Annotated in this window: 22 protein-coding genes; 15 read left to right on the plus strand and 7 right to left on the minus strand. The window is 66.7% G+C overall.

What is annotated here, in order from left to right; translation table 11 throughout:
• The first annotated feature begins 48 nt into the window (after positions 1 to 48).
• The 9 genes from ABIE45_RS27890 to ABIE45_RS27930 all read left to right on the plus strand — a co-directional run bounded on the left by ABIE45_RS27890 (position 49) and on the right by ABIE45_RS27930 (position 7,013).
• Entirely contained in the window at positions 49 to 492 is a 444-nt protein-coding gene (locus tag ABIE45_RS27890; protein WP_192707422.1) for a DUF202 domain-containing protein, read from the plus strand.
• Between the two features lie 69 nt (positions 493 to 561).
• Entirely contained in the window at positions 562 to 2,058 is a 1,497-nt protein-coding gene (locus ABIE45_RS27895; protein WP_192707421.1) for an arylsulfatase, read from the plus strand.
• Positions 2,059 to 2,256: 198 nt separating this feature from the next.
• Positions 2,257 to 2,595 (plus strand): hypothetical protein, encoded by a 339-nt coding sequence (locus ABIE45_RS27900; protein ID WP_192707420.1) that lies wholly within the window; start codon positions 2,257 to 2,259, stop codon positions 2,593 to 2,595.
• 367 nt (positions 2,596 to 2,962) lie between these two features.
• Positions 2,963 to 3,565 carry a hypothetical protein gene (locus ABIE45_RS27905; RefSeq protein WP_373622740.1) on the plus strand — a complete coding sequence of 201 codons (603 nt, stop codon included), beginning with the start codon at positions 2,963 to 2,965 and terminating at the stop codon, positions 3,563 to 3,565.
• Between the two features lie 304 nt (positions 3,566 to 3,869).
• The gene (locus ABIE45_RS27910; RefSeq protein WP_192707419.1) at positions 3,870 to 4,325 is read left to right on the plus strand and encodes a carboxymuconolactone decarboxylase family protein; all 456 of its coding nucleotides are present in this window, start codon (positions 3,870 to 3,872) and stop codon (positions 4,323 to 4,325) included.
• A gap of 209 nt (positions 4,326 to 4,534) precedes the next feature.
• Complete coding sequence (locus tag ABIE45_RS27915; RefSeq protein ID WP_192707418.1) at positions 4,535 to 5,284, plus strand: SDR family oxidoreductase; 750 nt, start codon at positions 4,535 to 4,537, stop codon at positions 5,282 to 5,284.
• Between the two features lie 40 nt (positions 5,285 to 5,324).
• Positions 5,325 to 5,741 carry a cupin domain-containing protein gene (locus ABIE45_RS27920; RefSeq protein WP_192707417.1) on the plus strand — a complete coding sequence of 139 codons (417 nt, stop codon included), beginning with the start codon at positions 5,325 to 5,327 and terminating at the stop codon, positions 5,739 to 5,741.
• A 94-nt stretch (positions 5,742 to 5,835) separates the two neighbouring features.
• A complete protein-coding gene (locus ABIE45_RS27925; protein WP_192707416.1) occupies positions 5,836 to 6,741 on the plus strand; it encodes a sigma-70 family RNA polymerase sigma factor in 906 nt (301 codons plus the stop codon).
• Between the two features lie 98 nt (positions 6,742 to 6,839).
• Positions 6,840 to 7,013 (plus strand): hypothetical protein, encoded by a 174-nt coding sequence (locus tag ABIE45_RS27930; RefSeq protein ID WP_192707415.1) that lies wholly within the window; start codon positions 6,840 to 6,842, stop codon positions 7,011 to 7,013.
• Between the two features lie 375 nt (positions 7,014 to 7,388).
• Here the strand turns inward: ABIE45_RS27930 and ABIE45_RS27935 are convergent, their stop codons facing one another.
• Together ABIE45_RS27935 and ABIE45_RS27940 are read right to left on the minus strand one after the other, a co-directional pair.
• The gene (locus ABIE45_RS27935; protein ID WP_192707414.1) at positions 7,389 to 8,060 is read right to left on the minus strand and encodes a Crp/Fnr family transcriptional regulator; all 672 of its coding nucleotides are present in this window, start codon (positions 8,058 to 8,060) and stop codon (positions 7,389 to 7,391) included.
• A gap of 152 nt (positions 8,061 to 8,212) precedes the next feature.
• Positions 8,213 to 8,392, minus strand: a complete 180-nt coding sequence (locus tag ABIE45_RS27940) for a DUF1127 domain-containing protein (RefSeq protein ID WP_192707413.1) — start codon at positions 8,390 to 8,392, stop codon at positions 8,213 to 8,215.
• Between the two features lie 144 nt (positions 8,393 to 8,536).
• Here ABIE45_RS27940 and mddA point away from each other — a divergent pair, with 144 nt between their 5' ends.
• Complete coding sequence (mddA, locus tag ABIE45_RS27945; RefSeq protein ID WP_192707412.1) at positions 8,537 to 9,271, plus strand: methanethiol S-methyltransferase; 735 nt, start codon at positions 8,537 to 8,539, stop codon at positions 9,269 to 9,271.
• A gap of 37 nt (positions 9,272 to 9,308) precedes the next feature.
• Here the strand turns inward: mddA and ABIE45_RS27950 are convergent, their stop codons facing one another.
• The 5 genes from ABIE45_RS27950 to ABIE45_RS27970 form a co-directional block, all read right to left on the minus strand.
• The gene (locus tag ABIE45_RS27950; protein WP_192707411.1) at positions 9,309 to 10,298 is read right to left on the minus strand and encodes an ABC transporter substrate-binding protein; all 990 of its coding nucleotides are present in this window, start codon (positions 10,296 to 10,298) and stop codon (positions 9,309 to 9,311) included.
• A gap of 28 nt (positions 10,299 to 10,326) precedes the next feature.
• Positions 10,327 to 12,120 carry an adenylate/guanylate cyclase domain-containing protein gene (locus ABIE45_RS27955; RefSeq protein WP_373622745.1) on the minus strand — a complete coding sequence of 598 codons (1,794 nt, stop codon included), beginning with the start codon at positions 12,118 to 12,120 and terminating at the stop codon, positions 10,327 to 10,329.
• Positions 12,121 to 12,464: 344 nt separating this feature from the next.
• Positions 12,465 to 13,118 carry a DUF938 domain-containing protein gene (locus ABIE45_RS27960; protein WP_192707410.1) on the minus strand — a complete coding sequence of 218 codons (654 nt, stop codon included), beginning with the start codon at positions 13,116 to 13,118 and terminating at the stop codon, positions 12,465 to 12,467.
• A 236-nt stretch (positions 13,119 to 13,354) separates the two neighbouring features.
• On the minus strand, positions 13,355 to 14,170 hold the full coding sequence (gene bcsS / locus ABIE45_RS27965) for a cellulose biosynthesis protein BcsS (protein WP_192707409.1): 816 nt from the start codon (positions 14,168 to 14,170) through the stop codon (positions 13,355 to 13,357).
• A gap of 164 nt (positions 14,171 to 14,334) precedes the next feature.
• Positions 14,335 to 16,749, minus strand: coding sequence for a response regulator (locus ABIE45_RS27970; protein ID WP_192707408.1), 2,415 nt, complete (start codon positions 16,747 to 16,749; stop codon positions 14,335 to 14,337).
• A gap of 436 nt (positions 16,750 to 17,185) precedes the next feature.
• Between ABIE45_RS27970 and bcsA the strand changes: the two genes are divergently transcribed.
• Genes bcsA through bcsN form a run of 5 tightly spaced genes read left to right on the plus strand, consistent with a single transcriptional unit; the run spans position 17,186 to position 26,259 of the window.
• Complete coding sequence (bcsA, locus tag ABIE45_RS27975) at positions 17,186 to 19,570, plus strand: UDP-forming cellulose synthase catalytic subunit (RefSeq protein ID WP_192707407.1); 2,385 nt, start codon at positions 17,186 to 17,188, stop codon at positions 19,568 to 19,570.
• Between the two features lie 5 nt (positions 19,571 to 19,575).
• Positions 19,576 to 22,167 carry a cellulose biosynthesis cyclic di-GMP-binding regulatory protein BcsB gene (locus ABIE45_RS27980; RefSeq protein WP_192707797.1) on the plus strand — a complete coding sequence of 864 codons (2,592 nt, stop codon included), beginning with the start codon at positions 19,576 to 19,578 and terminating at the stop codon, positions 22,165 to 22,167.
• Positions 22,164 to 23,315, plus strand: coding sequence for a glycosyl hydrolase family 8 (locus ABIE45_RS27985; RefSeq protein ID WP_192707406.1), 1,152 nt, complete (start codon positions 22,164 to 22,166; stop codon positions 23,313 to 23,315). The genes ABIE45_RS27980 and ABIE45_RS27985 overlap by 4 nt, the downstream gene beginning before the upstream one ends.
• The gene (locus tag ABIE45_RS27990; RefSeq protein ID WP_192707405.1) at positions 23,300 to 25,303 is read left to right on the plus strand and encodes a hypothetical protein; all 2,004 of its coding nucleotides are present in this window, start codon (positions 23,300 to 23,302) and stop codon (positions 25,301 to 25,303) included. Before ABIE45_RS27985 ends, ABIE45_RS27990 begins: the two co-directional genes overlap by 16 nt.
• Positions 25,300 to 26,259: a cellulose biosynthesis protein BcsN gene (gene bcsN, locus ABIE45_RS27995; protein WP_192707404.1), complete on the plus strand. Its 960-nt coding sequence runs from the start codon at positions 25,300 to 25,302 to the stop codon at positions 26,257 to 26,259. Before ABIE45_RS27990 ends, bcsN begins: the two co-directional genes overlap by 4 nt.
• The last annotated feature ends 224 nt before the right edge of the window (positions 26,260 to 26,483 follow it).

Genomic DNA, 26,483 nt, shown 5'->3' on the forward strand with positions numbered 1-26,483 from the left:
AACTCGCGACCCAGCCGAGATGAACCGCTATCGGACGGCGACCCCAGCATGGCAAATTCAGGCAAAATCCCGAGTGCGGACAGGTTCGAGGTGAAAGTCACGGCGGACAGCCATTTTGCTTGGCTCCGCACCCGCCTAAGCCTTGAACGCACGATGATGTCATGGCTCCGAACGGCAGTTTCGCTGATCGGCTTCGGCTTCGCAATCGTTCAGTTTTTCGAGCATCTGCAGCAGATGCCGGGAGTTCGACCCGCTAATCGACCAGAAGAAGCGCTGTATTTAGGTCTTGCGCTGATTATATGCGGCGTACTGGCCCTTGTTGTCTCTATGTGGCAATATTGGTGGACCGTCCACTACCTGTGGGACGGAGCATTCACCAAACTCGCTGGGATGACCCGAGACGGTATGCGATCGCCAGTTCTCGCGATTGCCGCCCTCCTGATCTGCATCGGTGTGTTCGCGTTCTTTGCCGTGCTGCTGCGCCTCGCCTAACCCCTCGTATCGCGCTGCAGGGAATGATGTGACGCTCCGAAGTCGCCGGACCAATACAAGGAGATCGCGATGGCCAAAGCAGGCAAGCCGAACATCCTCATCCTCTGGGGCGACGACATCGGCTGGTGGAACATCAGCTATAACAGCCGAGGACAGATGGGTTACCGAACACCCAATATTGATCGGATCGGCAACGAAGGCGTCGCTTTTACCGACTATTACGGCCAGCAGAGCTGCACAGCCGGCCGTGCAGCTTTCATCACGGGCCAAAATCCAATTCGCACCGGCTTGACCAAGGTCGGCATGCCAGGAGCGGATGTTGGTATCAGGGCGGAAGATCCTACCATCGCAGCCCTGCTGAAACCGTTGGGATATGCCACCGGCCAGTTCGGCAAGAACCATCTTGGGGACAAGGACGAGTGCCTCCCAACGATGCATGGTTTCGACGAGTTCTTCGGCAATCTCTACCATCTCAATGCCGAGGAGGAACCGGAAGACTCGGACTATCCGAAAGATCCAGCATTCAAGCAGCGATTTGGGCCCAGAGGAGTCCTGCACTGCTGGTCAGACGGTCGTGGTGGACAGAAGATCGAGGACACGGGCCCGCTCAACAAGAAGCGCATGGAAACGATCGATGAGGAGACCACCTCGCATGCGCTCAGGTTCATTGATGAATGCCACAAGGAAGGCAAGCCCTTCTTTGTTTGGTACAACACGACCGCCATGCATTTTCGGACCCACTGCGCCGAGAAGCATAAGGGCAAGAGCGGAGGCCAGGGCGACTACAACGATGTGATGGTGGCCCATGACGAAAACATTGGCCTCATGCTCGCCAAGCTCGATGAACTGGGCATCGCCGACGACACCATCGTCATGTACTCGACGGACAACGGTCCACATTACAACAGCTGGCCTGATGCCGGGATCACTCCGTTCCGCAGCGAGAAGAATACCAATTGGGACGGCGGCTGGCGTGTACCTGTCTTCGTACGCTGGCCTGGCAAGATAAAGGCGGGCTCGGTTTTGAATGACATTGTGAGTCATCAGGACTGGCTTTCGACGTTTCTCGCTGCCGCCGGAGAGACCAATATCAATGAAAAACTTCTTGAAGGTTACAAGGTTGGTGCGCGGACGTACAAAGTCCACATCGACGGCTACAATCTGCTGCCGTACTTGACAGGCGAGGCAAACGAAAGTCCTCGAAATTCCTTTTTTTATATCAGCGACGATGGTGACATATTAGCAATCCGCCTGAAGGATTGGAAGTTGGTCCTGATGGAACAGCGCGCCAAACAGCTTATGTGCTGGTTCGAGCCGTTCGTGAAATTGAGGGCACCGAAGATTTTCAACTTGCGCCGTGATCCTTTCGAACGCGCCGATGAAAATTCGAACACTTATTGGGACTGGGTAATATCTCACGCTTATCTGATTTATGGGATGCAGGCTGTTGTGGCGCAGCAGCTCGCTGCATTCGAGCGATTTCCACCGCGTCAGAAACCGGCAGCCTTCAACCTCGACGCTGTACTTCGTCAGCTGGAAGAAGCGTCCAGTAGCAGCCATCATTAACTCGCTGTCGTACAGTCCAGATGATAGGCGGGTGCTGTCACAACCAACACCCTTAGCTCGGCACAGCCGTAGCCTCGCAGAAGGTCCGACATCAGCGGGAACCCAACGGCCTCAAGTCAGGATGGCCTGAACATTTACGACCTGCTTCCTGCGCACATGTCGCAGGTATCTGCACTTTCAGTGGAACAGGAGAGCCTTATGCTGCTCAGGTTCGTGCGCTCCTTCGTGGCGACTCTCCAGCTGTCTGCGTTTTGCGTGACGGCGCAGGCGGCACCCTACTTTGCTTGGTATCTGCCATCGCCGACGCCGCTCTTCCCGCTTCTCGTGATAAATCCGGATGACAAGCCGCACCACAGATGCGCGCTTCAGCTTTTCCGGACCTACTACAAGCGGGATGGCTCGCAGGGCTTCGATCTGAAAAACTACTTCTTTTCTATCCCGCGGTACTCCCTGATATCTCCCGGCATTTGGAATTCACAGGAGCACGGCGGCAACGAGATTACCTCGACGAATGTTTACTGCCTGTCACGACGATGATGTTTGGGGCCGCACGGCGGGGCGACGAAACGGCGGAAACCATTCGTAGGTACGGACTGCAGCTGACCGTCCGGATAGACTGAATGTTTTGGACGCGGAGTCGAAAATCACAGCATCGGTATGACGTTGATATGGGGTTGCGCGGCTGAATTTACGTTGCGGTCCAAGGTTCGATAGCGAGCGCCTTGCTCACAGCCCGCCGATAACACTCAGCGTCCGCCACATCTTCAGGCCAAAGACAGGATGGACTTGCAGCGCGAACGCCGCCCCGACCTGAGTCGCTCGTGAGGGAGTGCAAGACAGCGCTGGCGTAGGCGGATAATGTCCGTACCCGTCCCGGGGGACAGGTTAACCTGTGAGGATCACCATGTCCGATGCAGCAGCCTCACACACCACGTCCCAGTCAGCATCGGCGCAGAAAGGTCCCGGTGCACCGAAGCGTCCGCTCGCACACCGTGTGGTCGATGAAGCGCGGCGCTATCTCGCCTTCGCTGCCTATCTCGTGGTCGTTTTCGGGACGCTCATATTGTTCAGCCTCAATATATACACCCGCCTGGACCAGGAGACGCAGCACTACTCAAGCTACCATTTCTATGCGCTGGGCCTCATCAACGCCCTCGTGCTGGCCAAATTCATGCTGGTTATCGAGGCAACCAGATTGGGCTCCCTCTCCTTCGGCCGTCGTCTGCAACAGGGGCCGCTCGTGTACGAGATCCTGTACCGCGCCGTGCTGTTCGCAGCCGTTCTGACGGCGGCGTACGTGTCGGAAGAGGTGCTGGTGGGCGTCTGGCATGGGCGAAGCGTAGGCGAAGTCCTGCCCGACGTTGCCGGTGGCCCTCGCGGATTGGTCACCTTCGCATGGGTGATGGTCGTAGCACTGATCCCCTATTTCTCGCTCCGCGCGATCGAGCGCGCTCTGGGCGAGGCGAAATTGCGGGCTCTGCTGCTAGGCACGCCTGTGGAGACCTAAGCGCCTGGGCGCTGATGCCCAGCATTGACCATAGAGGTCGAAAGTCGATGGATAAGCGGCTCTTCCGCTGGCTCTCACGATGGCCGCTTTGGAGTAGGTCTGCCGCAAAAGCGGACGGCCTTCTACTGACCCATGTCGGTCGTCAATCGACCTGCTCAGCCCGCTTGGAAGCGGACGTCGATGCGCTCGGCTGAAAGATGATCCGCTTCGAGCGAGAACGCAGCATCGCATGTCACACCCGGGTCGCTCGGCTCGTCATGGCTTTGAACGTCGATCTCTGGCGCTCCGAGCACAAGGAAAAGACATGAGCGAGAACAAGCGACTGGTCTGGAACGAGGTGGCCCCGCAGGGTGCCAAGGCGCTTTATGGCATCCACCACTACATCAACACTGGCACCGATCTACCCCCTGAGCTTATCCACCTCATCTTCCTGCGGGTGTCTCAGATCAATGGCTGCGCGCACTGCATCGACCTACACACCAGAGACCTCCTCAAGACGATGCCACTCGAGAAGGTCGTCCTGGTTTCTGTCTGGGCCGAGGTGCCCCACCTGTTTTCCGAACAGTACCGCGCCGCTCTCGCCTGGGCGGAGGAAGTCTCGCTGATCAGCGAGACGCACGCCTCCGATGGGGCCTATGCCGCCGCGAGCGCTGTCTTTACGGCCAAGGATCTCGTCGACCTGACGATCGCCATCGCGGCGATGAACGCGTTCAACCGCCTCGGCGCACCCTTCCGCCTCCCGGTCCAGGCGAAGGCCTAGTCGGCTCTGCCGCTCCGTCCGGGGCGGCACCAGCGCCGTCCCATTATCGCCGATGTCCGATCGATCCCTGACCGCAGTTCCGCGTCTCACCGCGCTGATTTTTCCTGGGGCATGTCACATCGAGCCCACGCGTCTCGTCCCTTGTTCGACGGGCGCCTGAAAGCGGCAAGGAGCTGCCCCGTCCGTTCTCGAACAAGGAAACGGGTACCATGAAGATCGTGGTGATTGGCGGAAGCGGCCTCATCGGGCGTCACCTGACGGCCGGACTCTCGCGACAGGGACATGAGGCTATCGCTGCCTCGCCGAGCAGCGGAGTGAACGCGCTGACGGGCGAAGGCTTGGCCGGGGTTCTTGTCGGAGCCGACATCGTCGTCGACGTTTCGAACTCTCCGTCCTTCGATGACGCGGCGGTGCTCGACTTCTTCGAGCGCTCTGGCCGCAACCTTCTCGCCGCAGAGCGCGAGGCGGGTGTGAAACATCACGTCGCCCTATCCATCGTCGGCACGGACCGCCTGAAGGGGAACGGCTACTTTCGGGCTAAGGTGGTGCAGGAACGGCTCGTCAAAGCCTCCGGCATTCCCTTCACCATCGTGCGGGCGACCCAATTCTTCGAGTTCGTCGCCACCATCGCCGAAGGATCGGTCGACGGCGCCCGCCTCGTCGTGCCTGACGCGGACTTTCAGCCCATCGCCGCCGCCGATGTCGCCGCAGCGCTCGCCGATGTCGCGCTCGCTCCGCCGCGCAACGGGACGATCGAGATCGCCGGGCCAGACCGCCTTCCGTTCCGCGACGTCGTCGCCCGCTGGATCGCAGCCATCGGCGACCGTCGGGAGGTGCGGATCGACAAGGCGGCGCGCTACTTCGGCGCCGAGCTCGAAACCGGGTCGCTTGTTCCCGAGCATGCGGAAGCGGCGCGGCTCGGACCGACGCGGTTCGAGAGCTGGCTCGCTGCCGCCTGAACCGCTGCGCTCCTCCCATCCACGAAGAAAGACCCCTTCCATGTTCAGAACATTCTTGCTGGGAGCCCTCTTTGCCGTCTTCGCCGTCCCTGCGGTGGCGGCCGAAGTTGCGAGGGGCGAGGCCCGCGTCACGACGATCTTCGACCATCCGCTGCCTTCGGTTCCCGGCAAGAGCCTGCGCGGAGTCCTCGTCGAGTACGGCCCGAGCGGCTCCTCGCCGTCCCACACCCACGCCGCATCTGCCTTCATCACGGCAACCGTGATCGAGGGCGCGGTGCGGAGTCGGATCAACGATGGCCCGGAGAAGGTCTTCCGTGTCGGCGAGAGCTTTGTCGAAATGCCCGGTGATCATCACAGAGTCAGCGCCAATGCCAGCGACGTCGAGCCCTCGAAGCTCCTCGCCATCTTCGTCGTGGACACGGCCGACCGAATATTGACGACGCCGGACCGGCCGTAGCAGCGGCGGCGCGGGAACGCATCTGTTCAAGGCGGCACGGATACCTATGGTCGTCCACATTCGCTCAAGCGACATTGTTTTCGAGGAAAGGCCCATGTCGCAGGCCGAAATCGCCACGGCGACCTTCGAGACCCATCGCGCGCGGCTTCTGCGCATCGCCTACCGCATGCTTGGCTCGCGCAGCGAAGCGGAGGATGTCGTGCAGAATGCCTGGCTGCGCTGGGTGGCGGTGGACCAGACGAAGGTCGCTGCGCCCTATCCGTTTCTCGCGCGCATCGTCACGCGCCTCTGCCTCGACGAGATGAAGTCGGCCCGTGCCCGCCGGGAGACCTACGTCGGCGCTTGGCTGCCCGAGCCACGCGTCGAAGACGAGGATGATGGGGTGGACAAAGATGACCTGACGCTCACGCTGATGATGGCGCTGGAGCGCCTGTCGCCTCTCGAGCGGGCGGCATTCCTCCTCCACGACGTCTTCGGCATGCCGCTCGGCGAGGTAGCGGACACGCTCGACCGGAAGACGGCGGCCGTGCGCCAACTCGCCGTCCGGGCACGGCGGAACGTGCAGGCTGCGCGTCCTCGCTTCCCCGTAGAGCGCGAAGAGGGCGAGCGGATCGCACGGGCCTTCTTCGCGGCGTCCAACAGCGGCGACACCGTAGCGCTGCGAACCATTCTCGCCAGAAACGCGGTGCTGCACTCGGATGGCGGCGGCAAGGTTCTGGCCTTCATCAATCCGATCACGGGATCGGACCGCCTCCTGCGCATGTTCGAGGGTGTGCGGCGCAAATGGGGGCAAGGCTGGGCGCAGATGCTCGAACCCGTCTGGATCGACGGCTTGCCCGGCTATGTCAGCCGCGAACGCGGCGACGTTCTCCAAACCACTGCGCTCGCCATTGAGGACGGCCGGATCACTGCGATCTACATCACCCGCAATCCCGACAAGCTCCGCCATGTCGCGCAGGCTCTCGCGCTGGGACCGAACCCAACTTCGCAAACGCAGTGATCAGGCAGCGCGTATCCCTGAATCGCTTCACCCGACATTGAGCCTCGCAAAGCGCTTGATGCTTCCACCCGGCGCGCCGGCTCACGGAGCACATCAGCATGACACAGCAAACGCCCATCGGCCCCGGCTTCGGCGCTGCCAGCACCGCTTTGGAGGTCGTCTCCGGGATCGATCTCATGCGAAAGCTCGCCATCACTCCCGCGGAAGAAAACAACTACGTGTTTAGTCATGTCATGACCGTAGATGACCGCCTTCATGTCTGCGCCTCGTGAAAGCGGACGATCTCCTTTTCACCCATCTGAGACGTTCACGTGGGCGCTGAGCGGTGACCCGGGTGGGCCGCTTGCGGCCCGTCTGCTTTGAGGTTGGGGGAGCGGACAAGCGGACATTCGCCGCGGCTGAGCTGAGGGCCTGGAAGGTATTCCAAGCAGACCCCGCAGAGATCAACATATCAGAAATACAGTTTAAAACTCAGCTAACGCTGCCGGAAACTATCAGATAATTTCATAATGTCTCGATATTACCAGCAAAATCTGCATCTTATCAGCTTCATCTATATTCCGCTTTCTGCACGATTATAGGAATGATGCTGATGGGCACCGCAAGAATGAAGGATGCGGGATATCAGCGCCAATCATCGTGCGAGTTCATGACAAGGCAGCCGAGGCAAGGGCGGCAGGATCGCGTACGACAACGCGATTGCGGTGGAGGTCGATCATGCCTTGGCGACGCCAACACTGGAGTTGCCTGTTGACCGTCTCGCGGGTCGTGCCCGCGAAGTCAGCGATGTCGTCCTGCGAGATATGGATTTCGCTGCCGAAATCCTCCGCCAAGCCTAGCAGGCGTCGCGCGATCCGCGCGGGCAAAGGCATCAGCACCGTCTCTTCGAGACGCGCGGTGGCGAAGCGCAGGCGCTCGCACAAGAGTTCGATGACCCGCATCGACAAGTCGGCGTGCCGGCCGACGAGGTTCAGCATGTCGCGGCGGCGGACCGCGAACAACTCCGACGGCTCGGCCGCGACGGCGTCCGCGCTCCGCGACCGACCATCGAAGAGCGCGACCTCGCCGAAAATGTCGCCCGGACCGAGCACGTTGAGCGTCATGCGCCGGCCCGCGCCGGTGCCGGCCGTGATCCGGATCTCGCCGCGGCGGATCGCGTAGAACGCGTCCGCTGGGTCGTCCTTCAGGAACAGGGTCTCGCCGCGAGCGAGGCTGTGTGTGACGCAGAGGTCGGCGACGGCCCGCCGCGTGTCGGATTCAAGGCGGCCGAAGAAAGGGCTGGCGGACAGCAAACGCTCGAACTGCGCCGGATCGCCCACAGAAATGGCTCCTGTTGGAGCTGCGGACCCGAGCGGACCATGAGGCCGGACGGCGGTCTATTCATACCAGAGTGCTCGCGAACCCGCCATCCGCCCGGAAGGGCGGCGCAGCGCCGGAGACGTGCTGGCTGCACCGCGGCCGGCCGCGGCGGCTATCGTGCGGCCCTGAAGGCGGCGGCACGCGTCACATCGGACCTGACGAGACCGAGATCAGCGAGGTCGCGCTCGCTGAACAAGGCGAGTTCGCGCTGTGTACGGCGGCAGTCGAGCCACAGTCTGAAAACAGAGAACGCAGCGGCCACCTGATCCTCCTCGGCTGAGGAGGCCGGCATGCCCCGGGCGCCGCTCCGCGTCCGTGACGGCGATCACGGACGGAGGTGGGCGGTTGGCCGGATGAAGGTTCGGGCCGCGAGGGACCGGGTCGTGACCGGACCTCGGAGCACGGCCGATCACGCTCTTGCCACTGGAGATCTTCCATGTCGCACGCTGCCCGCCTGACCTACGCCTTGATCTGCTACGCGGTCTTCCTGCTGGCCTTCCTCTACGCAGTCGGCTTCCTCGGACACGTTGTCGTTCCGAAGACTGTCGACGACGGGTTGATCGTCGATCCGGGACTGGCCGTCGCCGTTAACGTCTCCCTGCTTACCCTCTTCGCGCTCCAGCACAGCGTGATGGCACGCCCGCGCTTCAAAGTCTGGTGGACCCGCGTCGTCCCGCAGCCCATCGAGCGCAGCACCTACGTCCTCCTGGCGAGCCTCGCGCTGCTGCTGCTGTTCTGGCAATGGCGCCCACTCCCGGCGATCGTTTGGTCGGTCTCGGAACCGGTCGCGGCGGGCCTTCTGATGGGCCTCTTTTGGATCGGCTGGCTCGTGGTTCTCGCCAGCACCTTCATGATCAGCCATCTCGACCTCTTCGGGCTCAAACAGGCCATCCAGGGCTGGCGCTCGACCAAGCCGGGTGAGGCCGCGTTCACGACACCCCTCCTCTACAGGTACGTCCGGCACCCGATTTATCTCGGCTTCGTCATCGCGTTCTGGGCGACGCCGACGATGACGGCCGGCCACCTGCTGTTCGCGGCAGTCGCGACCGCCTACATCCTCGTCGGCATCCAATTGGAGGAGCGCGACCTCGTTGCCTTCTTCGGTGATCGCTATCGTCGCTATTGGCGCGAGGTCGGCATGCTCCTGCCGCGCCTTCGCGGTGCACGCTGATGGCGTTGTCGCCAACGAGCCCGCGGATGTCGGATCGCTACTCGATCACCACGTCCGCGCTGCTCAAGATCGAGGGCGGCAAGGTCACGCCAAGACGTGTGGCCGCCCCGACATTGGCGAACAGTTCAACCTTCGTGACGAGCTGTACCGGCAGGTCGCGGGGCTTCTCGCCCCGGAGCAGACGGCCGGCATAGAGGCCGGCTTGGCGATGCGTCTGCGTGAAGTCGCCTCCGTAGCTCAGCAGCCCGCCGGCCTCGGGAAAGTCGCGGGATTGGGTGATCGCGGGAAGGCCGTGGCGGCTTGCGAGGATCGCAAGAAGCGCACTGCGATAGGCGAAGAAGGGGTCGGAGGTGAAGACAAGGCCGGGCACCCCGAGCCGGCGCGGCGCCGTGGAAAGCGTCTCGAACTCATCCTCGCGGCTGGCCTTGAGCACATGGAGTTGCAGGCCAAGGCTGCCCGCCGTCGCCTCGAGTCCGGCCACCTGCGAGCTGGCCGTGGGACTGGTCGGATTGACCGCGACGGCGAGGGCAGCGGTTGTCGGAAACAGCTCCCGCATCAACTCGAGCCGCTTGTTCGAGACCTCGACGCTCAGGCTCGACACGCCCGTCAGATTGCCGCGCGGCCGCGCGAGATCGTCCACCACGCCGAGGACGACCGGATCGCCGCCCATCTCGAAGACGATCGGGATCGTCTCCGTCGCCGCCCGCGCCGCAAGCACCACGGGCGCTCCACCGGGGGCAACCAGGACTGTGATCCCGCTACCGGCCAGCTCCTTCGCGAGCGCGGGCAGCCGCTCATAGCGACCGTCTGCCCAGCGAAAGGCGATCGCGACGTCGCGACCCTCGACAAAACCAGCATCGGCGAGCCCCCCGCGAAAAGCCTCCAGCCGGCTGGCAGCACGCTCGGGCGTCTCAGAGCCGAGATATCCGATCACCGGAAGCGTCGGCGCTCGCGCCCGCACCGCGCGGGGTAAGACGCCGCCGATCAGAGCAGTGACCGGCCCGATGAGAATGGCGCGTCGCCTCATCCCGTCGCCCCTCGCCAAGCGCAAAGCCTCACGCCGCCGCACCCGGCGTTGGCCGGGCGTCGGTCGCCTGACAAGCGGCCACGGCAAAGACGGCAACCGGATCGTCGAAGCCCTTCAGGCGGCGCGTCCCGAGCGAAACGAGGGGAACGCCGCTCCCGATCGCCTCGGCCGCCGTGCGATCGACGAGGATCTGGCCGTCCTGGGCCGAGGCGCACAGGCGCGATGCGAGGTTCGTCACCGTGCCGATGGCCGTGTAGTCCATCCGGCTGTCGGAGCCGATGCGCCCGACCGTGGCGGGTCCCATCGCCAGGCCGATCCCGAAGCCGAGCGCATGGCCGCGCGCCCGCCAGGTCGTGGCCAGGGCCTGCACCGTGGCCTGCATCTCGATGACCATGCGAGCGGCCCGCAACGCCGGCTCGGGGCAGGCCACGGGCGCGTTCACCAGGATCATGACGCCGTCGCCGGCGAGGCTCACGAGTGTCGCGCCATGCCGGTCCACGGTCGCACCGACCGCCGCATGGTATTCGCTCAGGACATCCATGATCACGATCGGCTCGGATCGGGCGGAGAACGGGGTGAAGCCGCGCAGGTCGCCGAAGACGACGACGACTTCAACGCGCTGTCCATCGAGGACGCTGCCATCGCCGGCCCGGTCCACGAGCTCGGCGACCTGCGGTGCGAGGAAGCGTTTGAGCCGGTCGATGCGCTCCGAGCGCTCCCGTGAGATCGCGACCTCGCGTGCCATCTGATTGAAGCGGGTCGCGAGCCGACCAAGCTCGTCGCCTCGCGCGATGTCGATGCGGTGATCGAACTGGCCGGCCCCGATCCGGGCCGCGCCGTCCTCGAGCAAGCGGATCGGCCCGGTCATTCGGCCGGCGAGCCAATAGGCGAGCGCGGCGGCGAAGCCTGTGCCGGCGAGCAGCAGACTGAGCAGGCGCCAGAAGGCGGCGCGGATCGGTCCGAACGCTTCGGCGGCCGGCTGGTGGACGATCACGCTCCAATCCGGTCCCTGGACCGGCGCCAGGGCGGCGACGACGGCGCGCCCCGCCGGGTCCGAACCGGCGACCGCGCGACCATCTTGCGCGAGGATTGCAGCCCGCAGCGCTTGGAGGTTCTCGGCCGTCCGGTCCGCGGCGCCGCGTAGGACGAGGCTGATGTCGGGATGCGCGATGAGCCGGCCCGGCCGGTCGAGCACGAAGGCTTGACCGGTCTCGCCGATCCGGATCCCCACGATGACGTCGAGGATCAGCTTGAGATTGATCTCGGCGATCGCAATGCCCGCTGCGGCTCGGTTTCCCGCCACGGCCACGGTCATGTACGGTTCGGAGTTGCGGTAATAGGTGACGGGGCCGAACCAAGCTTGCCCGGTCCGGGCCCCCAACACTGCTGGATCCCCCGACGCGTCCTCGCCGCTCTCGATGCGGTTGAGGCCGATTCGCGATACAGAGAGCCGCTCCTTCGCGGCGCCGTCGATCAGCCTGAGAGTCGTCACGGCGGGGGCGTGGCGCAGGAGCCGCAGGGCATCGATGCGCCGCCGCTCGTCGGCTCGCTCCGTCCAGGGCAAGTGGACCATCCAGGCGAGCTGGTTTCCGATCCCTTCAATGAAAATTGCGATCCGCGCAGCCGCAGTCCGGGCCTCGGCCCCGAGAAGGTCGTTCAGGTGCGCCCTCTGGTCCTTGTACCCGAACCATGCCTGACTGATGCCGGCGGCGAGCAACGGAACGACCACGGCGGCGAACAGGACAAAGAAATATTGCCGGAACAGCGATCCCCGCGCGGGGATCGGGAAGCGAGCCATCGCCGGATTTATTCCAAGGCGCATCGATCTGCTCCGGGATTACCCGGACATACCCCCTGAAGTGCCTACGAAACGCACCGGGGATTGCCCGAGCTCGCCGATCAGCGCGCGATTATGTTCCGGACCTGACTTCAACGCCAGTCTTCCGGGCGCGTCGCCGACCGGGCCAGGGTTCGGACAGGCATCGAGAGAAGCCGCGTCGCGGCGACGTCTGCTTCGGAGAGGCAGCCCGAATCGGCTGAGCGACCGAAATGCGCGCGAAGCCGAAAGGCCCTATCGGCCGTCGAGCCGAAGCCTGGAAATGGCGGACAGCAGCGTCTCTGGTCGCGCGTCACCGAGTGGGGCAAACCGGATCCGGTATGTCTCGCTCATGGACTGCTATGACGTCCCTTTCGATAAACCAAGCTGAAATTGTTGGCCGGCATCGGAATGCGCTCGACAAGGCTCAAACCCTGAACCAAGCCAACTTCGGAAATCGCCTCGACATCCCGGACGCCCCAAGCGGGGTCCCGCGCACGCAAGTTCACATCGAAGGTCGCGTTGCTCTCAGCCGTGTGCGCACCGGCTACCGTGAACGGTCCGTACAGGTAGAGCAGGCCGCCGTCAGGAAGGAGGCGGCCAGCGCCTGCCATCAATCCCTCCGTCGCCGACCACGGTGCGATGTGGATCATGTTGATCGCAAGCACCGCATCGGCGCGCGGCACGGGCCAGGGCTGTGCCCGAACATCAAGCGGCCGGGGGGCGAGGATATTGGCCAAGCCAGCGGTTTGCGTATGCGCCGCGATGCTTCTCAGGGCTTTTGGATCGGCATCACTGGGTTGCCAGGACAAGCTGGGCAACGCGGACGCAAAATGAACGATGTGCTCGCCCGACCCACTGGCCACCTCCAAGACCAAGCCGGAGGCCGGGAGCAGGTGGCGCAGGACAGCGAGGATCGCCTCTCTGTTCCTGAGCACGGCTGGCGCAAACAGGGCGTCGCCCGCTGAGATGCCTTGGCTCAAGAGTGCGTCCGATTCCAGCATGGCTGACCTCACGATGAGCATGAGCTCTCACGAGGTAAAGCGTCCCCGAACCGTGGCCTGCGCCGACCGGCAGCATGGAAGCCCGGTCGGCCTACCGGGACCGCCACCGTCTGCAAGCCTGCCCGCCGTACGTCGGGCCGTCATCGGCCGATTGCTCGTGGGGTCATCCTGCCCGTGCGATGCCCGCGCGGCGGATGCTGCTTCCAGTTGCCGTCCGATCTCACGCCCAGGTGGTGTTAGAACGTCGAGCGGGCCTCGATGCTGGAGTAGTAGCCGGAACCCTGAACCCGATCTTGGACGTAGCCGGCGGCGACGGACATCTGGACTGGTCCGAACCGCACGCCGGTCAGATGCGCACCGATGCGATATTGCCGGAAGAAATCGTCGCCCAGGAACAACACTTCCGGCCCGACATAGACGCCGTCAGCGAGCATGTAGCCGACCCGCAGGCGGGAATAGTAAGCATTGAATTTGGTCGAGTATGAGCCGTAGGCGGAGACCATGGTCCGGTCTGTCGGCGTCGCGTAGAAGTTGCCCGCGACCTTCAATCCGACGCCCGTGCCCACCACCGGGTTGCCTGGATCTGGGACGGACAGCTGATTGCTGCGGACATTGAATCCGATGAAACCGGCGAGGGCGGCGTCCTTCCAGACCCACTCATAACCCGCCTGTAAAGCGCCCTCTTGCTGGTAGCCGGTCACCCGCGTCGCAACGGACCGGCCGGGATACGAGTAGGTTCCACCGATGGCGTCGACGCGCACGCGCAATCCGTCCTGCGTGGGCGAACCGTTGGGCGCGGCCGTCACCGTCACGGCGCCGAAGGCCGAGCTGTTCGATGTGACGCTGGTCGAGCCGTCGACGGCGACGGCCCAGCTGTCATCGACCGCCTGCTGCGAGGCGCCGGTGTACCAGTCCACGCCCGCGGCCCTGGTCGGAAGGTCGGCGGCTGCAGCGCTTGTGGCGGACGCCGCGGCGCAGGCGCACGAGAGGGCCAGAGCAGTGGTGAACGGAGCGAAAGGACGTCGGGCAGTCGGTTCTGCGGTCCCGCCCATATTCAACGGCTCCGTTAAGGTACGATTTACGCTTTAATCAACACTCAACGACAATGATTAACATTCGATTTTGGATGGACTGGCGTTCGACCAGGATGTAGCCGCCAAGATCGGGCCACCGGGCGCGCTTATGGCGGCTGCACGGTGGGCGGAACAAGACGCAATCAGGCGGCGCGGGCGCGCTTCACCGCGATGTCGAGGACGACCTGCAGGTCCTCGTTGCGGAAGGGCTTGTCGATGCGCAGGAAGGCGTCGGCGGATTGCGGCAATTGGCCGTGCGGGCTGGCGAGGATGATCCGAATCTCCGGATACCGCTCGACCACCGTGGCGGCGAGTTGGAGGCCGGCCATCACCGGCATGGATTGATCGACGATCATCGCGTCGAAGGCAGCGTCGCGGGCAAGAACCTCGAGGGCGTGCGCCCCGGAGGCGGCCTGCACCACGGCGTGGCCGAGATCCGCAAGCACCTCGGCGACACTCGCTCGCACGAGGCCGTCGCTCTCCACGAGTAGGATCTTCAGGCCAGCCAAGCGGGCTGGCGGGAGCTTGGCGGTGATGCGGGGTGCGGCGGGCAGCCAGAATTCGGCCAGGAAGGGCTCGGCGCCGATCCCGTCGCGGATGAGGCGCCAGAAGCCGCCGCTCTCGGTGACCAGCGCGGCGGCCGTCGCCAGGGTCGGTCCCGTACTGGCCGGCAGCGGCGCGGCCGCGGGGCGGCGACCGCTGCTGACGAGCACCCGGACGTAGGCCGACGACGCTGCCGCGGTGCTCGCATCCTCGGGAATCCCCTCGACGGCCGCGATGGCGAAGCCGGCGAGGCCGGCGTCGCGGATATGGAAGGCCAGGTTGAGGAGCAGCAGTTCCAGCACGCGCTCGCTGCACAGGATGGGCGGCAACCCCGCGGGGATGCGATTGAGGACCGGCATCTCTCCAAGGGCATTTGCGGCCAGGAACGGCAGGTAACCCTCGAAGGTGGTGGCAAGGTCGGTCTCGGCGAGGGTGATGCCGGTCTCGTCGCCGCGCACGAGGTGCAGCATCCGGCGCGTGAGCGCCGCCCCCCGGCGCGCGCCGGCCGTGGCCCGCCCGACCAACCGTTCCTGGTCGTCCCCGAGGGCGTGCCGACGCGTGAGCAGCGTGAGATTTGTCAGCACGACGGTGAGGACGTCGTTGAACTCGTGGACGATGCCATCGGTCACCCGTCGCAGGACGAGGTTGCGGCGCGGCTCGACCTGCGGCGGCAGGGTCGCGGCCTCGCCGCCCGGCAGCTTCCGCATCAGGGCGAAGAGCCGCCGGTCGCCACTGGCATCGGCGAGGCAGTGCAGCCTCACCTGAACCTGCTGCTCCGGCCAGTCGTGCAGGTGCAGGACCACGTCGGCCGGACCGTCGGCCGCGAGGGCGGCGGAGCGCGCCCGATCGAGAACGGGCCGGTCGTCGGCGACGAAGCAGGCGGCGAACGGGGCGCCGTCGGGTCCGCCCGCGGTCCGGGAATCCAGCAAGGTGCGGCCGGTGTCGGGATCGATTTCGCAACAGGCCCAGCCGGAAATCGATTCGAAAGTGGTCAGTCGCGCCTTGAGCCGCGCGAAATCGGACCCGGCGCCGGCCATCATCAGCCCGGCGCTGCGGCGATGGCCCGCGAAGACGTCCGAGAGCGCCGCGAACTCGCCGATCCACATGTGGGGCGCAGTGGATTCGGCATCGGTCTCGCCCTCCCCCTTCAGGAGGCGGCGCAGCGGTCGCGTCAGCCGCTCTCCCGCGACGAAGCCGAGGGCGGCCGCGCAGGCCACGAGGGCGAGGCCGATGCCGAGCATCCGCCAGTCCGGCGCCGCAGCGAGCGACTCGCCGGAGGGAACGGCCTGCGCCGTCACCAGCCATCCCGGGGAACCGATCTCGGCCGCGACGCGCATCGGCGTCGTGGCCGAGACGCTTATCGTCCGGAAGGCGTCCGGGGTCCCGGCGAGGACCCGGCTGTCCGGGGTGGCGACGAGGAACCCAAGTGTCTCGGGCAGCGCCGCGGCGCGGCGCACGTCCTCCTCGACCTTGGTGAAGTAGCTTGGGTTGGCGTCGAGGCGCAGCAGGCCGTCCTGCCCACGCTCACCCAGCGCGACGGCGGCCCCGAACGGCGAGTCGGCCTCCGCCCCGTCGGTGACGACGATCACGCCGGCCGCACGGCTGCGCAGGAACCAGGACTGCCGCGCGACGCTGCTGCCGATGCGGCGCTCGTCCTGGGCTGCCAGCACGGTGCCGTCCGGCGCGATGAGCGCGGCGTCCCGGTAGACCGGGTTCAGGTCGAGCCACGCGCGCAGGCGTGCGGCGCGCTGGTCGGGAGAGAGCAGGCGCTCATCGTCGCGGAGCGTCAGGGCGGCGTTGCGCGCATCACCAACGGTCTGCCGCAGCCGCGCCGCGATGGCGGCGACGTAGGCGCGCGAGGCCGAGCCGACCATCTCCTGCGGGGACGACGCAGTGCCGCGCTGAGCGGCCGGAGCGACGATCAGCACGGCGGCCGCGAACCCCGCCGCGGCGGCGATCGCCACCTGCAGTGCGTTCAGCAATCCGAGGGATATCTGCAGCGGCTTCGCGGTCATCCGTACGCCCGAGGGGTCGGTACCGAGCGAGGCTCGATTTTCGTTAAGGGTCGATTAAGGCCCGCGGCGCATCCAGGCGGCGGCACCTGTTCCGGACGCGGTCCGCCGGGTGCGCCGCGCATTTCATCATGACTATCCGTGGCGCTCTTCGTCGCATCCGCCGCGCCGTCGCCGATCATCACGACGCTCGGGAACGAATGGTTAATGTATTCAACGCGACTGCGCGTCTCAGTTCTGCTCTTGCAGACAGATCGACTTCACGGCGCCGTCCGTCGTCTGGGCAGCCCACATTCCTAAGTTAACCGTAATTTCCGATCAAGTGAAACGGCTCGGATATTACGAAGGGATTTGTTCATTGACCATCATCGCTGTACAAACCCGGTCGTAGAGCCGTTGCACCTCGATCCGAGGGATTTTTGGCCCGGGAGGCTGTAGCGTGAGGCAGGCGTTGCGTTGGCTGGCCTGGGTTGGGGCGACAGTTGCCAGCCTCGCCCTGCTCAGCCAGCCGGTCGGGACGCAGGCCCAGCTCGCCATGAGCCTCGCCGCCATGGCGGTGATGATCGTGCTGTGGGCCGTGTTCGACGGGCCCCGGACGCGGTTCGTCTTCATGGCGCTCGGCAGCCTCGTGGTGCTGCGCTACATCCTGTGGCGGCTCACCAACACCCTGCCCTCGCCGGGCGATCCGGTCAGCTTCGGGTTCGGCCTGATCCTGCTGGTGGCGGAGCTCTACTGCGTCTTCATCCTGTTCGTCAGCCTGATCATCAACGCGGACCCGCTGCGGCGTGACCCGCCACCGGCCGCCCCGGCCGCCGACCTGCCCGCAGTCGACGTGTTCGTGCCGAGCTACAACGAGGACGCCACGATCCTCGCCATGACCCTGGCGGCGGCGCGGCAGCTGAACTACCCGCCCGACAAGCTCACCGTGTGGTTGCTCGACGACGGCGGCACCGACCAGAAATGCAGCGATGCCGACTCCGCCAAGGCCGCGGCGGCGCGCGCCCGCCGGAGCGAGCTGAAGGCGCTGTGCGACGAGCTCGGCGCCCGCTATCTCACCCGCGCCCGCAACGAGCACGCGAAGGCAGGCAACCTCAACAACGGCCTCGCCCATGCCCGGGGCGACCTCGTGGCGGTGCTCGACGCCGACCACGTCCCGTTCCGCTCGTTCCTGACCGAGACCGTCGGCTATTTCGCGCAGGACCCGCGCCTGTTCCTCGTGCAGACGCCGCACGCGTTCCTCAACCCAGACCCGGTCGAGCGCAACCTGCGAACCTTCGAGCGCATGCCCTCCGAGAACGAGATGTTCTATGCGGTGACGCAGCGCGGCCTCGACAAGTGGAACGGCTCGTTTTTCTGCGGCTCGGCGGCCCTGCTGCGCCGCACCGCCCTCGACGAGGCCGGCGGCTTCTCGGGCATCACCATCACGGAGGATTGCGAGACCGCCTTCGAGCTGCACTCGCGCAACTGGACCAGCGCCTACGTCGACAAGCCGCTGATCGCCGGCCTGCAGCCGGACACGCTGACGGACTTCATCGGCCAGCGTTCCCGCTGGTGCCAGGGGATGTTCCAGATCCTGCTGCTGAAGAACCCGATCTTCCAGAGGGGCCTCAAGCCGATCCAGAAGATCGCCTACCTCTCCAGCATGGCCTTCTGGTTCTTCCCGGTTCCGCGGCTGATCTTCATGTTCGCGCCGCTGCTGCACATCTTCTTCGATCTGAAGATCTTCGTGGCCAGCGTGGACGAGTCGATCGCCTATACGCTGACCTATATCATCATTAATCTGATGATCCAGAACTACGTCTACGGCAAGTTCCGCTGGCCGTTCGTGTCCGAGCTCTACGAGTACATCCAGGGCGTCTACTTGGTTAAGGCGATCGTCTCGGTCATCGCTTCGCCGCGCAAGCCGACCTTCAACGTCACCAACAAGGGCGCGACTCTCGACCACGACCATATCTCGTCGCTCGCCCTGCCGTTCTTCCTGATTTATCTGCTCCTGATGCTCGGCTGCGCCGTCGCGGCGTGGCGCTACCTGTATGAGCCCGGCGTGACCAACCTGATGCTGGTCGTCGGGCTGTGGAACTTCTTCAACCTGCTGACCGCAGGCGCCTCCCTCGGGGTCTGCGCCGAGCGGCGCCAGCTCGAACGCACGCCATCGCTGGCGATCGACCGCCGCGGCGTCCTCACTCTCTCCGGGCACAGCGTCGACGTCTCGATCGAGCGCGTCTCCGCCGAGGGCTGCACCCTGCGCCTCCTCAGCGGCGCCCTCGATCAGGGACTCACCCGCCCGTCCCTGCAGGGAACGCTCAGCGTCGAGCCGACGGCCGGCGCACGCCGGACCGCGCCGCTGCCGGTCCATCTGGACCAGGCGACGCGCGACGGCCGGGAACTCGTCATGCGGGTGAACTTCGGCACGCTGGCCATCCGCGACTACACGGCGCTCGCAGGCCTCATGTACGCCGACGCCGAGGCGATGCGGCGATTCCAGCTGCGGCGGCGGCGGCACAAGGACATCCCAACCGGCACGCTGCAATTCGCGTGGTGGGGCCTGGTCGAGCCGTTCCGCGCCCTGCGCTACCTCCTCGCCAGCCGACAGCCGCGGCCGGTCGAGATCGAGGAGGCACCGGTCTACGACGCGCCGATCGGGGTGTTCGCCCCGGCGCCGTCTGTCCCGGGCCCGGCGACGACCGGTGCGGCGCCATCCCTTTCCATGGCCGCCAAACCCTCCGACGCGGAGAGCGGGGACGACTGGGTCCGCCTGATGATGGACTACGAAAACGAGCGCACCCTGGCCGAGCTTCGCGGCCGGCGCACGAGCGCGGCGTGACGGCGATGGGCGCCCGGCTGCACCTCCCCGTGCTGGGGCTGTTGCTCGGTCTCGCGAGCGTCCCGGCGCTGGCCCAGAGCTTCCTGGGCTCGGGCCCGGCAGAGCGGCTGACGGTCCCGCCCAGCGGCAACGCCCTGCGTGCGCCGTCCGAGGATGGGGCAAGACCCGCGCGCCGGCCGGACGCGGCGGCGGCGGAGCAGAGATCGACGCCGCGACCGCCCGAGCCGCCGCGGGCCGCCGCGCCGCAGACGGTGCCACGCGCGGTGATCCAGTCGACCATCGCGCCGGCGCGCCGGCTTCCGTCCGGCCCGCGCGGCTTCCGCCTGACCGGGGAAGAGGATTCCCTGCGCTACCCGGTCTACCTCACCGAGGCGCAGACGCGGGGACCGGCACGGCTGCGCCTCTCGTATCTGTCGGCCATCTCGGTGGCGCCGGAGACTTCCGAACTCGACGCCTTCGTGAACGGCACGAAGGTCGGCTGGACCCGTATCCAGGCGCCCGGCGCCGTGAAGGTGGTGGAGTTCGCCATTGCCGACGGTGTGCTGAAGCCCGGCTACAATGCCGTGACCTTCACCGCCAGCCAACGCCACCGCGTCGACTGCTCGGTCGGCGCGACCTACGAATTGTGGACGCAGATCGACCCGTCGCGATCCGGTCTCGTGGTCGGAACGGCCACCGACATGGACGTCCGGTCCCTCGCTGCCGCAGAGCCCGACGAGAGCGGCGCCCTGCCGATCCAGGTCATCCTGAACGAGCGCCCGAACCTGGCGCGGCTGGAGCGGATGATCGGGGCCGTGCAGGCCCTCTCACTCGTGGGGCGGGTCGCCCGGCCGACCGTGACGTTCGGCCCCCTCCTGCAGGGCCGCAACGGCATCAACCTCGTCGTCGGCACCGCCTCCGAGATCGCAGGTGTCGAAGGGGTCTCCGAGCTCGGCCCGACCACTGGGCCCCGCCTCGCCATGCTGCCGACGCGGCCGAACACGCCGCCGACCCTGGTGGTCACCGGGGCTCGCGATGAGGACGTCCGTCAGGCGATCACCAACCTCGCCGTTCCGGCCGACACGGGGACGCCGGACGGACTCAAGGCTGTTCAGCTCTTCCGCGGCTACATGGTGCATGGCGGCGAGAGCCTGACGCTCGACCGCCTCGGCGCGGCGTCCCGCGAATTCTCGGGCCGCCTGCTCCATGTCGGCTTCGACCTCCGCTTCCCCGGGGATTTCGTCCCGGCCGATTACGGCAAGGTCATGCTGCACTTGGCCGGGGCTTACGTCGCCGGACTCTCGCCGGACGCCCGCATCGTCATCGATATCAACGGACGCAATGCGGCGAGCGTCCCGCTCCCCGACGGGCGCGGTGAGGTGTTCGACGACAGCGCGATTCCCCTGCCCTTCAGCCTGTGGCGTCCGGGGGTGAATCACGTCGAGATCTCGGCGCAGCTGCCGAACGCCGCCGACCAGACCTGCGACACGCTGAGCCCGGCGGCGAAGCAGGCGCGCTTCCTGTTCCTCGACCGCTCGCGGATCGAGATCCCGCATTTCGCCCGGGCGGCGCGCAGTCCCGACCTCGCGGCGATCAAAGGCGGCGCCGTCCCGTTTGTCGTCCCGGCGCAGCGTCCGCGTCTCGTGCTGCCGACTCCGGACCGCGACAGCGCCGATGCTGCCGCGACCCTGGCCGCCCGTCTGGCGATGGCATCCGAGCGGGTCATAGATTTCGAGGTGGTGACCCAGCAACAGGTGGCTTCCGATGCGAGCCAACTCGTGGTCGCGCCCGCCCGCGCCCTCGATCCGGCGCTCCTGGAATCGGTCGGCTTCGATCCGCAGCAGATCCAGCGGGTCTGGGAGGGCCGCGCCGACATGGTCGCCACCCCGGGCCAGTTCGGCCCCGAGGGCGTGCTCACCCTCGATCGCCTGAGACGCAACCTGCCGATGCGCTGCGCCCTGCCGACCCTGGTCCCGCAGGTGCGCCCGGCGCAGCCCGTCCAGCCCCAGCAGGCGCAGGCGTCCCAGAACGAGGCGAGCGCCGCGCCCTCCCCGCCATCGGCCCCGGCCACCGCTCCGGGTTCCTCGTCGGACCGTGAGCTCATCGACCGCTGGGAGGCATCGACGCGCGGCTCGCGCCAGATCTGGGCCGCCCTGGACTCAGTCTGGAACGAGATGACCAACACGGTGCGATCCCTGCGCCAGACAGTGTCGGCGCAAGTGAAGTCGGACGCGACGGTCGACGTCCCCGCCACGGCCTCGCTGCTGATCGCCGAGGGGCAGCCGGTTCAGTCGAGCAACACCGTGATCGTCACCGCGCCGAACACGTCGCTGCTGAAGGCGTCCGTCTCCTGCCTCGTCGATCCCGTGGTCTGGGCGAAGCTCGGCGGCAGCGCCGCCTTCCTCGACGCGTCGAACGGGACGCTCATGACGTCCCGGCCCGAGCGGATCGAGATCGTCGAGACGCAGCCGCGATCCCTGGCGAACCTGCGCCTCGTGTCCGCGGCGTGGCTGTCGGTCAACACGGGGTACTACGTCGGCATGACCCTCGCGATGGCCCTCTGCCTCGGCCTCGCCACCACGAGCCTCGTGCGCAACGTCGGCAGGAGGAACTCATGAGCCGCCGCGACCGCGCTTCCCTCGCCGCCGCCCTCGTTGTCGCGATGATGCTGCCCGCGGCGGCCTCCGCCCAGGACGAGCCCGTCGTACCACCGAGCACGGCGCAACCCGGCACGCAGCCCGCTCAGGCCGGCAAGGCGGCGAGCCCTGGCCTCGTCGGCAAGCTCGGCAACGATACCGCGTGGCGGGCCTACCGCTCCCGGTTCATCACCGATCAGGGCCGTGTGGTGGACACGGCCAACGGTCAGATCAGCCACAGCGAGGGCCAAGGATACGGTATGCTGCTCGCCGTGGCGGCGGGCGACAGAATCAGCTTCGAGCGGATTTGGGGCTGGACCCGGGCCAACCTGATGGTCCGCGGCGACGAATTGCTGGCGTGGCGCTGGTCTCCCGACAAGCGGCCGGCGGTGGGCGACATGAACAACGCCACCGACGGCGACATCCTTGTCGCCTGGGCGCTCACCGAGGCGGCCGAGGCCTGGAACGAGCCGAGCTACCGCACCGCAGCCCGCCGGATCGCCATCGAGTTCGGGCGCAAGACCATCCTGTTCCGCGACCCGCACGGGGCACTGCTGCTCCCCGCGGTCTCGGGCTTCTCGGCCCGGGAGCGCCCGGACGGTCCGCTGATCAATCTCTCCTACTGGATCTTCCCCGCCTTCCCGCGCCTCGCCCTCGTGGCGCCGGAATACGACTGGGCGGCCCTGACGCGCAGCGGCCTCGCGCTGCTGCGGCAGTCCCGCTTCGGTCCGAGCAACCTGCCCACCGAGTGGATCTCCGCGAAGGACGCTCCGCATCCTGCGACCGGCTTCCCGCCTCTGTTCTCCTACAACGCCATCCGCATCCCGCTCTACCTCGTCTGGGCGGGACTGGTGCGTCCCGACGACCTCGCACCGTTCCAGGCCCTGTGGTCGGGCTCCGACCGGGAACGGCTGCCGATCGTCGACACCGGCGACGGGCGGAAGGTCGAATGGCTCACCGAGGCCGGCTACTTGGGGCTCTCGGCCCTGGTGGCCTGTGCCCTCGACGGCACGCCCTTTCCGGAAGATGCACGGGGCGATATCGGCAACCAGAACTATTATCCAGCGACCCTGAGCCTCCTTGCCCTGACTGCGGCCCGCATGCGCTACCCGTCATGCCTGAAGTCCTGACTGGTCCTCCGCCGGCTCGACTCCGATCGGCCGCCCCCTGTCTCCTGGTGCTGGCGCTCGCCGCCTCGCCCGCCGCCGCGCAGGTCGACGCGCGATCCGGCCTCCCGCCGCAGAGTTCCGCTGCGCCGACGCGGGCCGAGCCGCGCATCGTCTACGGCGACGGCCCGCGCGCGCCGGCGATCCTGGCCGACCCGGCCACGTCCCGCACGAACGACATGGTCGACGAGAGCGCTCTGCGCTACTACGCGGCCCAGAAGCAGACGGCGCGGATGAAGGCCGAGATCGCCCGTCTCAAGCGGCTCTATCCGGGCTGGAACGAGCCGCCGGATCTCGACGCGTTGCAGCCGAGCCCGCCCGAGGAGGCGCCCCTCTGGGACCTCTTCACCGCGGGGCGCTTCGACGACCTGCGCGCGGCGATCGCCGCGCGGCGTTCGATCGATCCTGCGTGGCAGCCCTCCGAGGAGTTGGCCCGCAAGCTCCGCCGAGCCGAGTTCCGGTCCCGGATCACGGCGCTCACCGGCAAGGATGCCGCCGCAGTCATCGATCTCTACCGGACCGACCCCGGCGCCCTCGATCCGCTCGACGTGCAGAGCATCTGGACGGTCGCCGACGCCCTGGGCGATTCCGGTTCGGGCGACGAGGCGTTCGAGCTCTACAAGTCGATTCTCGACGGCAGCGCCGATGCCGGCGTGCGCCTCGCCACCATCCAGAAGGCAATGGCGCATCTGCGCATGGCACAGGCGGAGCGCCTGATCGAGATGGGTCACCGCAGCGCGAACGGGACCTCGGAGTTCGACGCGATCCGCCTCGACATCACGCGCGCGCGGATCGCCGCGTTCCTGCATGAGGAGAGCGCCGAGACCCCGACCCCCGCCGATTTCGCGGCGTTCCAGACCGTTGCCCGCAAGAGCGGCGATCCCAGCCAGACCAGCCTGCTCGGCTGGTACGCCTACAAGCGCCGTCAATTCCGCGAAGCGCTCGAATGGTTCAAGCAGGCAATCGCCCGGAACGGTGACGCCATGGTCGCCCACGGGCTCGCCCTGACCCTGCGCCAGCTCGACATGGCGCGCGAGGCCGAGGAGGTCGCCTACGCGTGGCGCGACCGGTTCGTTGGCAACGAGTTGCTCTACATCGACATCCTCGAGCAGAAGTTGACGCTGCCCCGTCCGCCCGCGATCGAGCCCGCGCGCATCGCCCGCTATGCCCAGGTCGTGACGGCCTCCACCTCGGGCGAAGGCGCCCAGGGGCTCGCGTGGTACGCCTACAATTCCTGCCAGTTCGACACGGCCCTGGAATGGTTTCAGCGGGCCGTCGCCTGGATGCCGAGTGAGGGCACCGTCTTCGGCTACGCCCTCACGCTCCAGCGGCTGAAGCGGCAGCGGCCGTTCCTGGAGGTTGTGAACCGTTACGACGGACTTTTCCCCAAGGTGGTCGACCTGGTGTTCCGCGAGACGACCGGCGGATCGCCGCTGCCCTGCGACCCCGCGCCCCCCACGCCTGGGCCCGGGCGCCCTGGGGCTCCCGCGGCGCGGGCCGAGACTCCTCCGGCCAACCGGGTGCCCCGGCCGGACCTGCCGCCGGCCGCCGCGGATGCGAAACCCCTCGCCGTCCAGCGCAACGAGTTCCCTCTGGCGGTTTCCATGGAGAACGCGCTGCGCTACCCCCCGCCGGGACTCGCGCGGGCGCTGGCCGAGCCCGTTCCCGCGGGGACCTATATGAAGGAGCCCGCGACCCAGGCGCCGCCCCTGGTGGCGCGACGCGTGCCCGGCGCGGGTCCAATGCCCTACGAGCGGTTCGGCTACGCCCTGCTGCCGGATTATCGCGGCGTGGATAAGCCGGAACTCCTGACGCCGCCCGCTGTCGGAACCTTATGGCAGGACCAGCAGGCGGAGCGTCAACGGCCCGAGAATTCGGAGGCCAAGCGGTTCCAGTTGCCGGCGCGCTCGGCCTACGACACCTCCGCCTCGACCGAGCGGACCACGCCGTGAGGCGCGCGGCGACCTACGTGGCCCGGTACTGCGCCCTGGCGGGGCTCCTCCTGCCCGCCGCAGTGCATGCGCAGACGGTCCCGGTCTTGTCGATGCCGGGCGCCGGGGCCCTCACCGCGGTGATCGAGACGCGGGAGCGCGACGGTTTCGACCAGCGGCTGCGCTATGCCGGCGGCGACGGTCGCAACCATGCCGAGATCGCCTTGCGCCAGGAGACCGCCGACCTGCTCCTCGCCTTCCCGCCGCGACTGGCCAAGCCCAGCGCGTTCGGGATCTCGGGGGAGATTGCCGTCCGGTTTCCGGGACAGGCGATGACCGTGCGGCCACCGCTTCGAAACGCCTACGGCCCGGTGGGAATCGCGCTGGGTGCCGACTGCCTCTACGCCTGGCAATGGATTGAGGGCGGCCGCAGCGACGTCGCCGGCGCGCAGCCACCCGCGCTGTTCCAGGCGCAGCCGCTGGCGCGTCGTGCGATCTCCCTGCGGATCAGGCTGTGCCGCACCGCCGAGGCGAGCCTCGGTGACCTCATGCGCGCCGTGGAGGGCCTCCGGATCACCCTGCCAGGCACTCGCCCCCCGCCGGCTGTCGTGCGCGGGCGACCGCCTCGGACCACGCCCAAGACGGCCGCCCGCCGCCCGAGCCGGCCGGCTGCCGCCGAGGCGCAGAAAGCCAAGAATCCGCCGCCACAGACGCCCGTCGTGGAACGACCGCAGACGCCTGTCGCGCCGCCTGTCGCGCCTCCGCCAAGTGCCCCGAGCGTGGCGACCGATCAGAAGCGCTACATCGTAACGCCGACCCCGCAGGCCCCTGCGCCCGTCCTGCCAGAGCCGGGGAGCCAACGCTACATCACGGAAGGAAGCGGTAGCGGGATCGCGCCCAAGCCGGCTCCAGGTCAGGCGCCCGGCGAAACCTTCTTCCGCGACCTGCCTCCCGAAGCCTATCGGCCACCCAATTGATGCGCGGCAGCGGCCGCCTCTTCGGACCTATCGCGCGCTGCCTCCAATATGTGCCGCTGATCGGGACACGAGCAGGTTGAAGGCCAGCGTGCCCTTTATCGGGCCGGTCATGCGGCCTCTTCGGTGGCGCGAATCTAAGAACACATCATGCGACCGGTCGGCTTCAGCCAGTCGCGGCAGCTTAGGGGTGTCGTTACAGGCAGCTGGACGAATGCCTGGGACGC

The sequence above is a fragment of the Methylobacterium sp. OAE515 genome (genome assembly GCF_041806315.1).
Lineage (GTDB): Bacteria > Pseudomonadota > Alphaproteobacteria > Rhizobiales > Beijerinckiaceae > Methylobacterium > Methylobacterium tardum.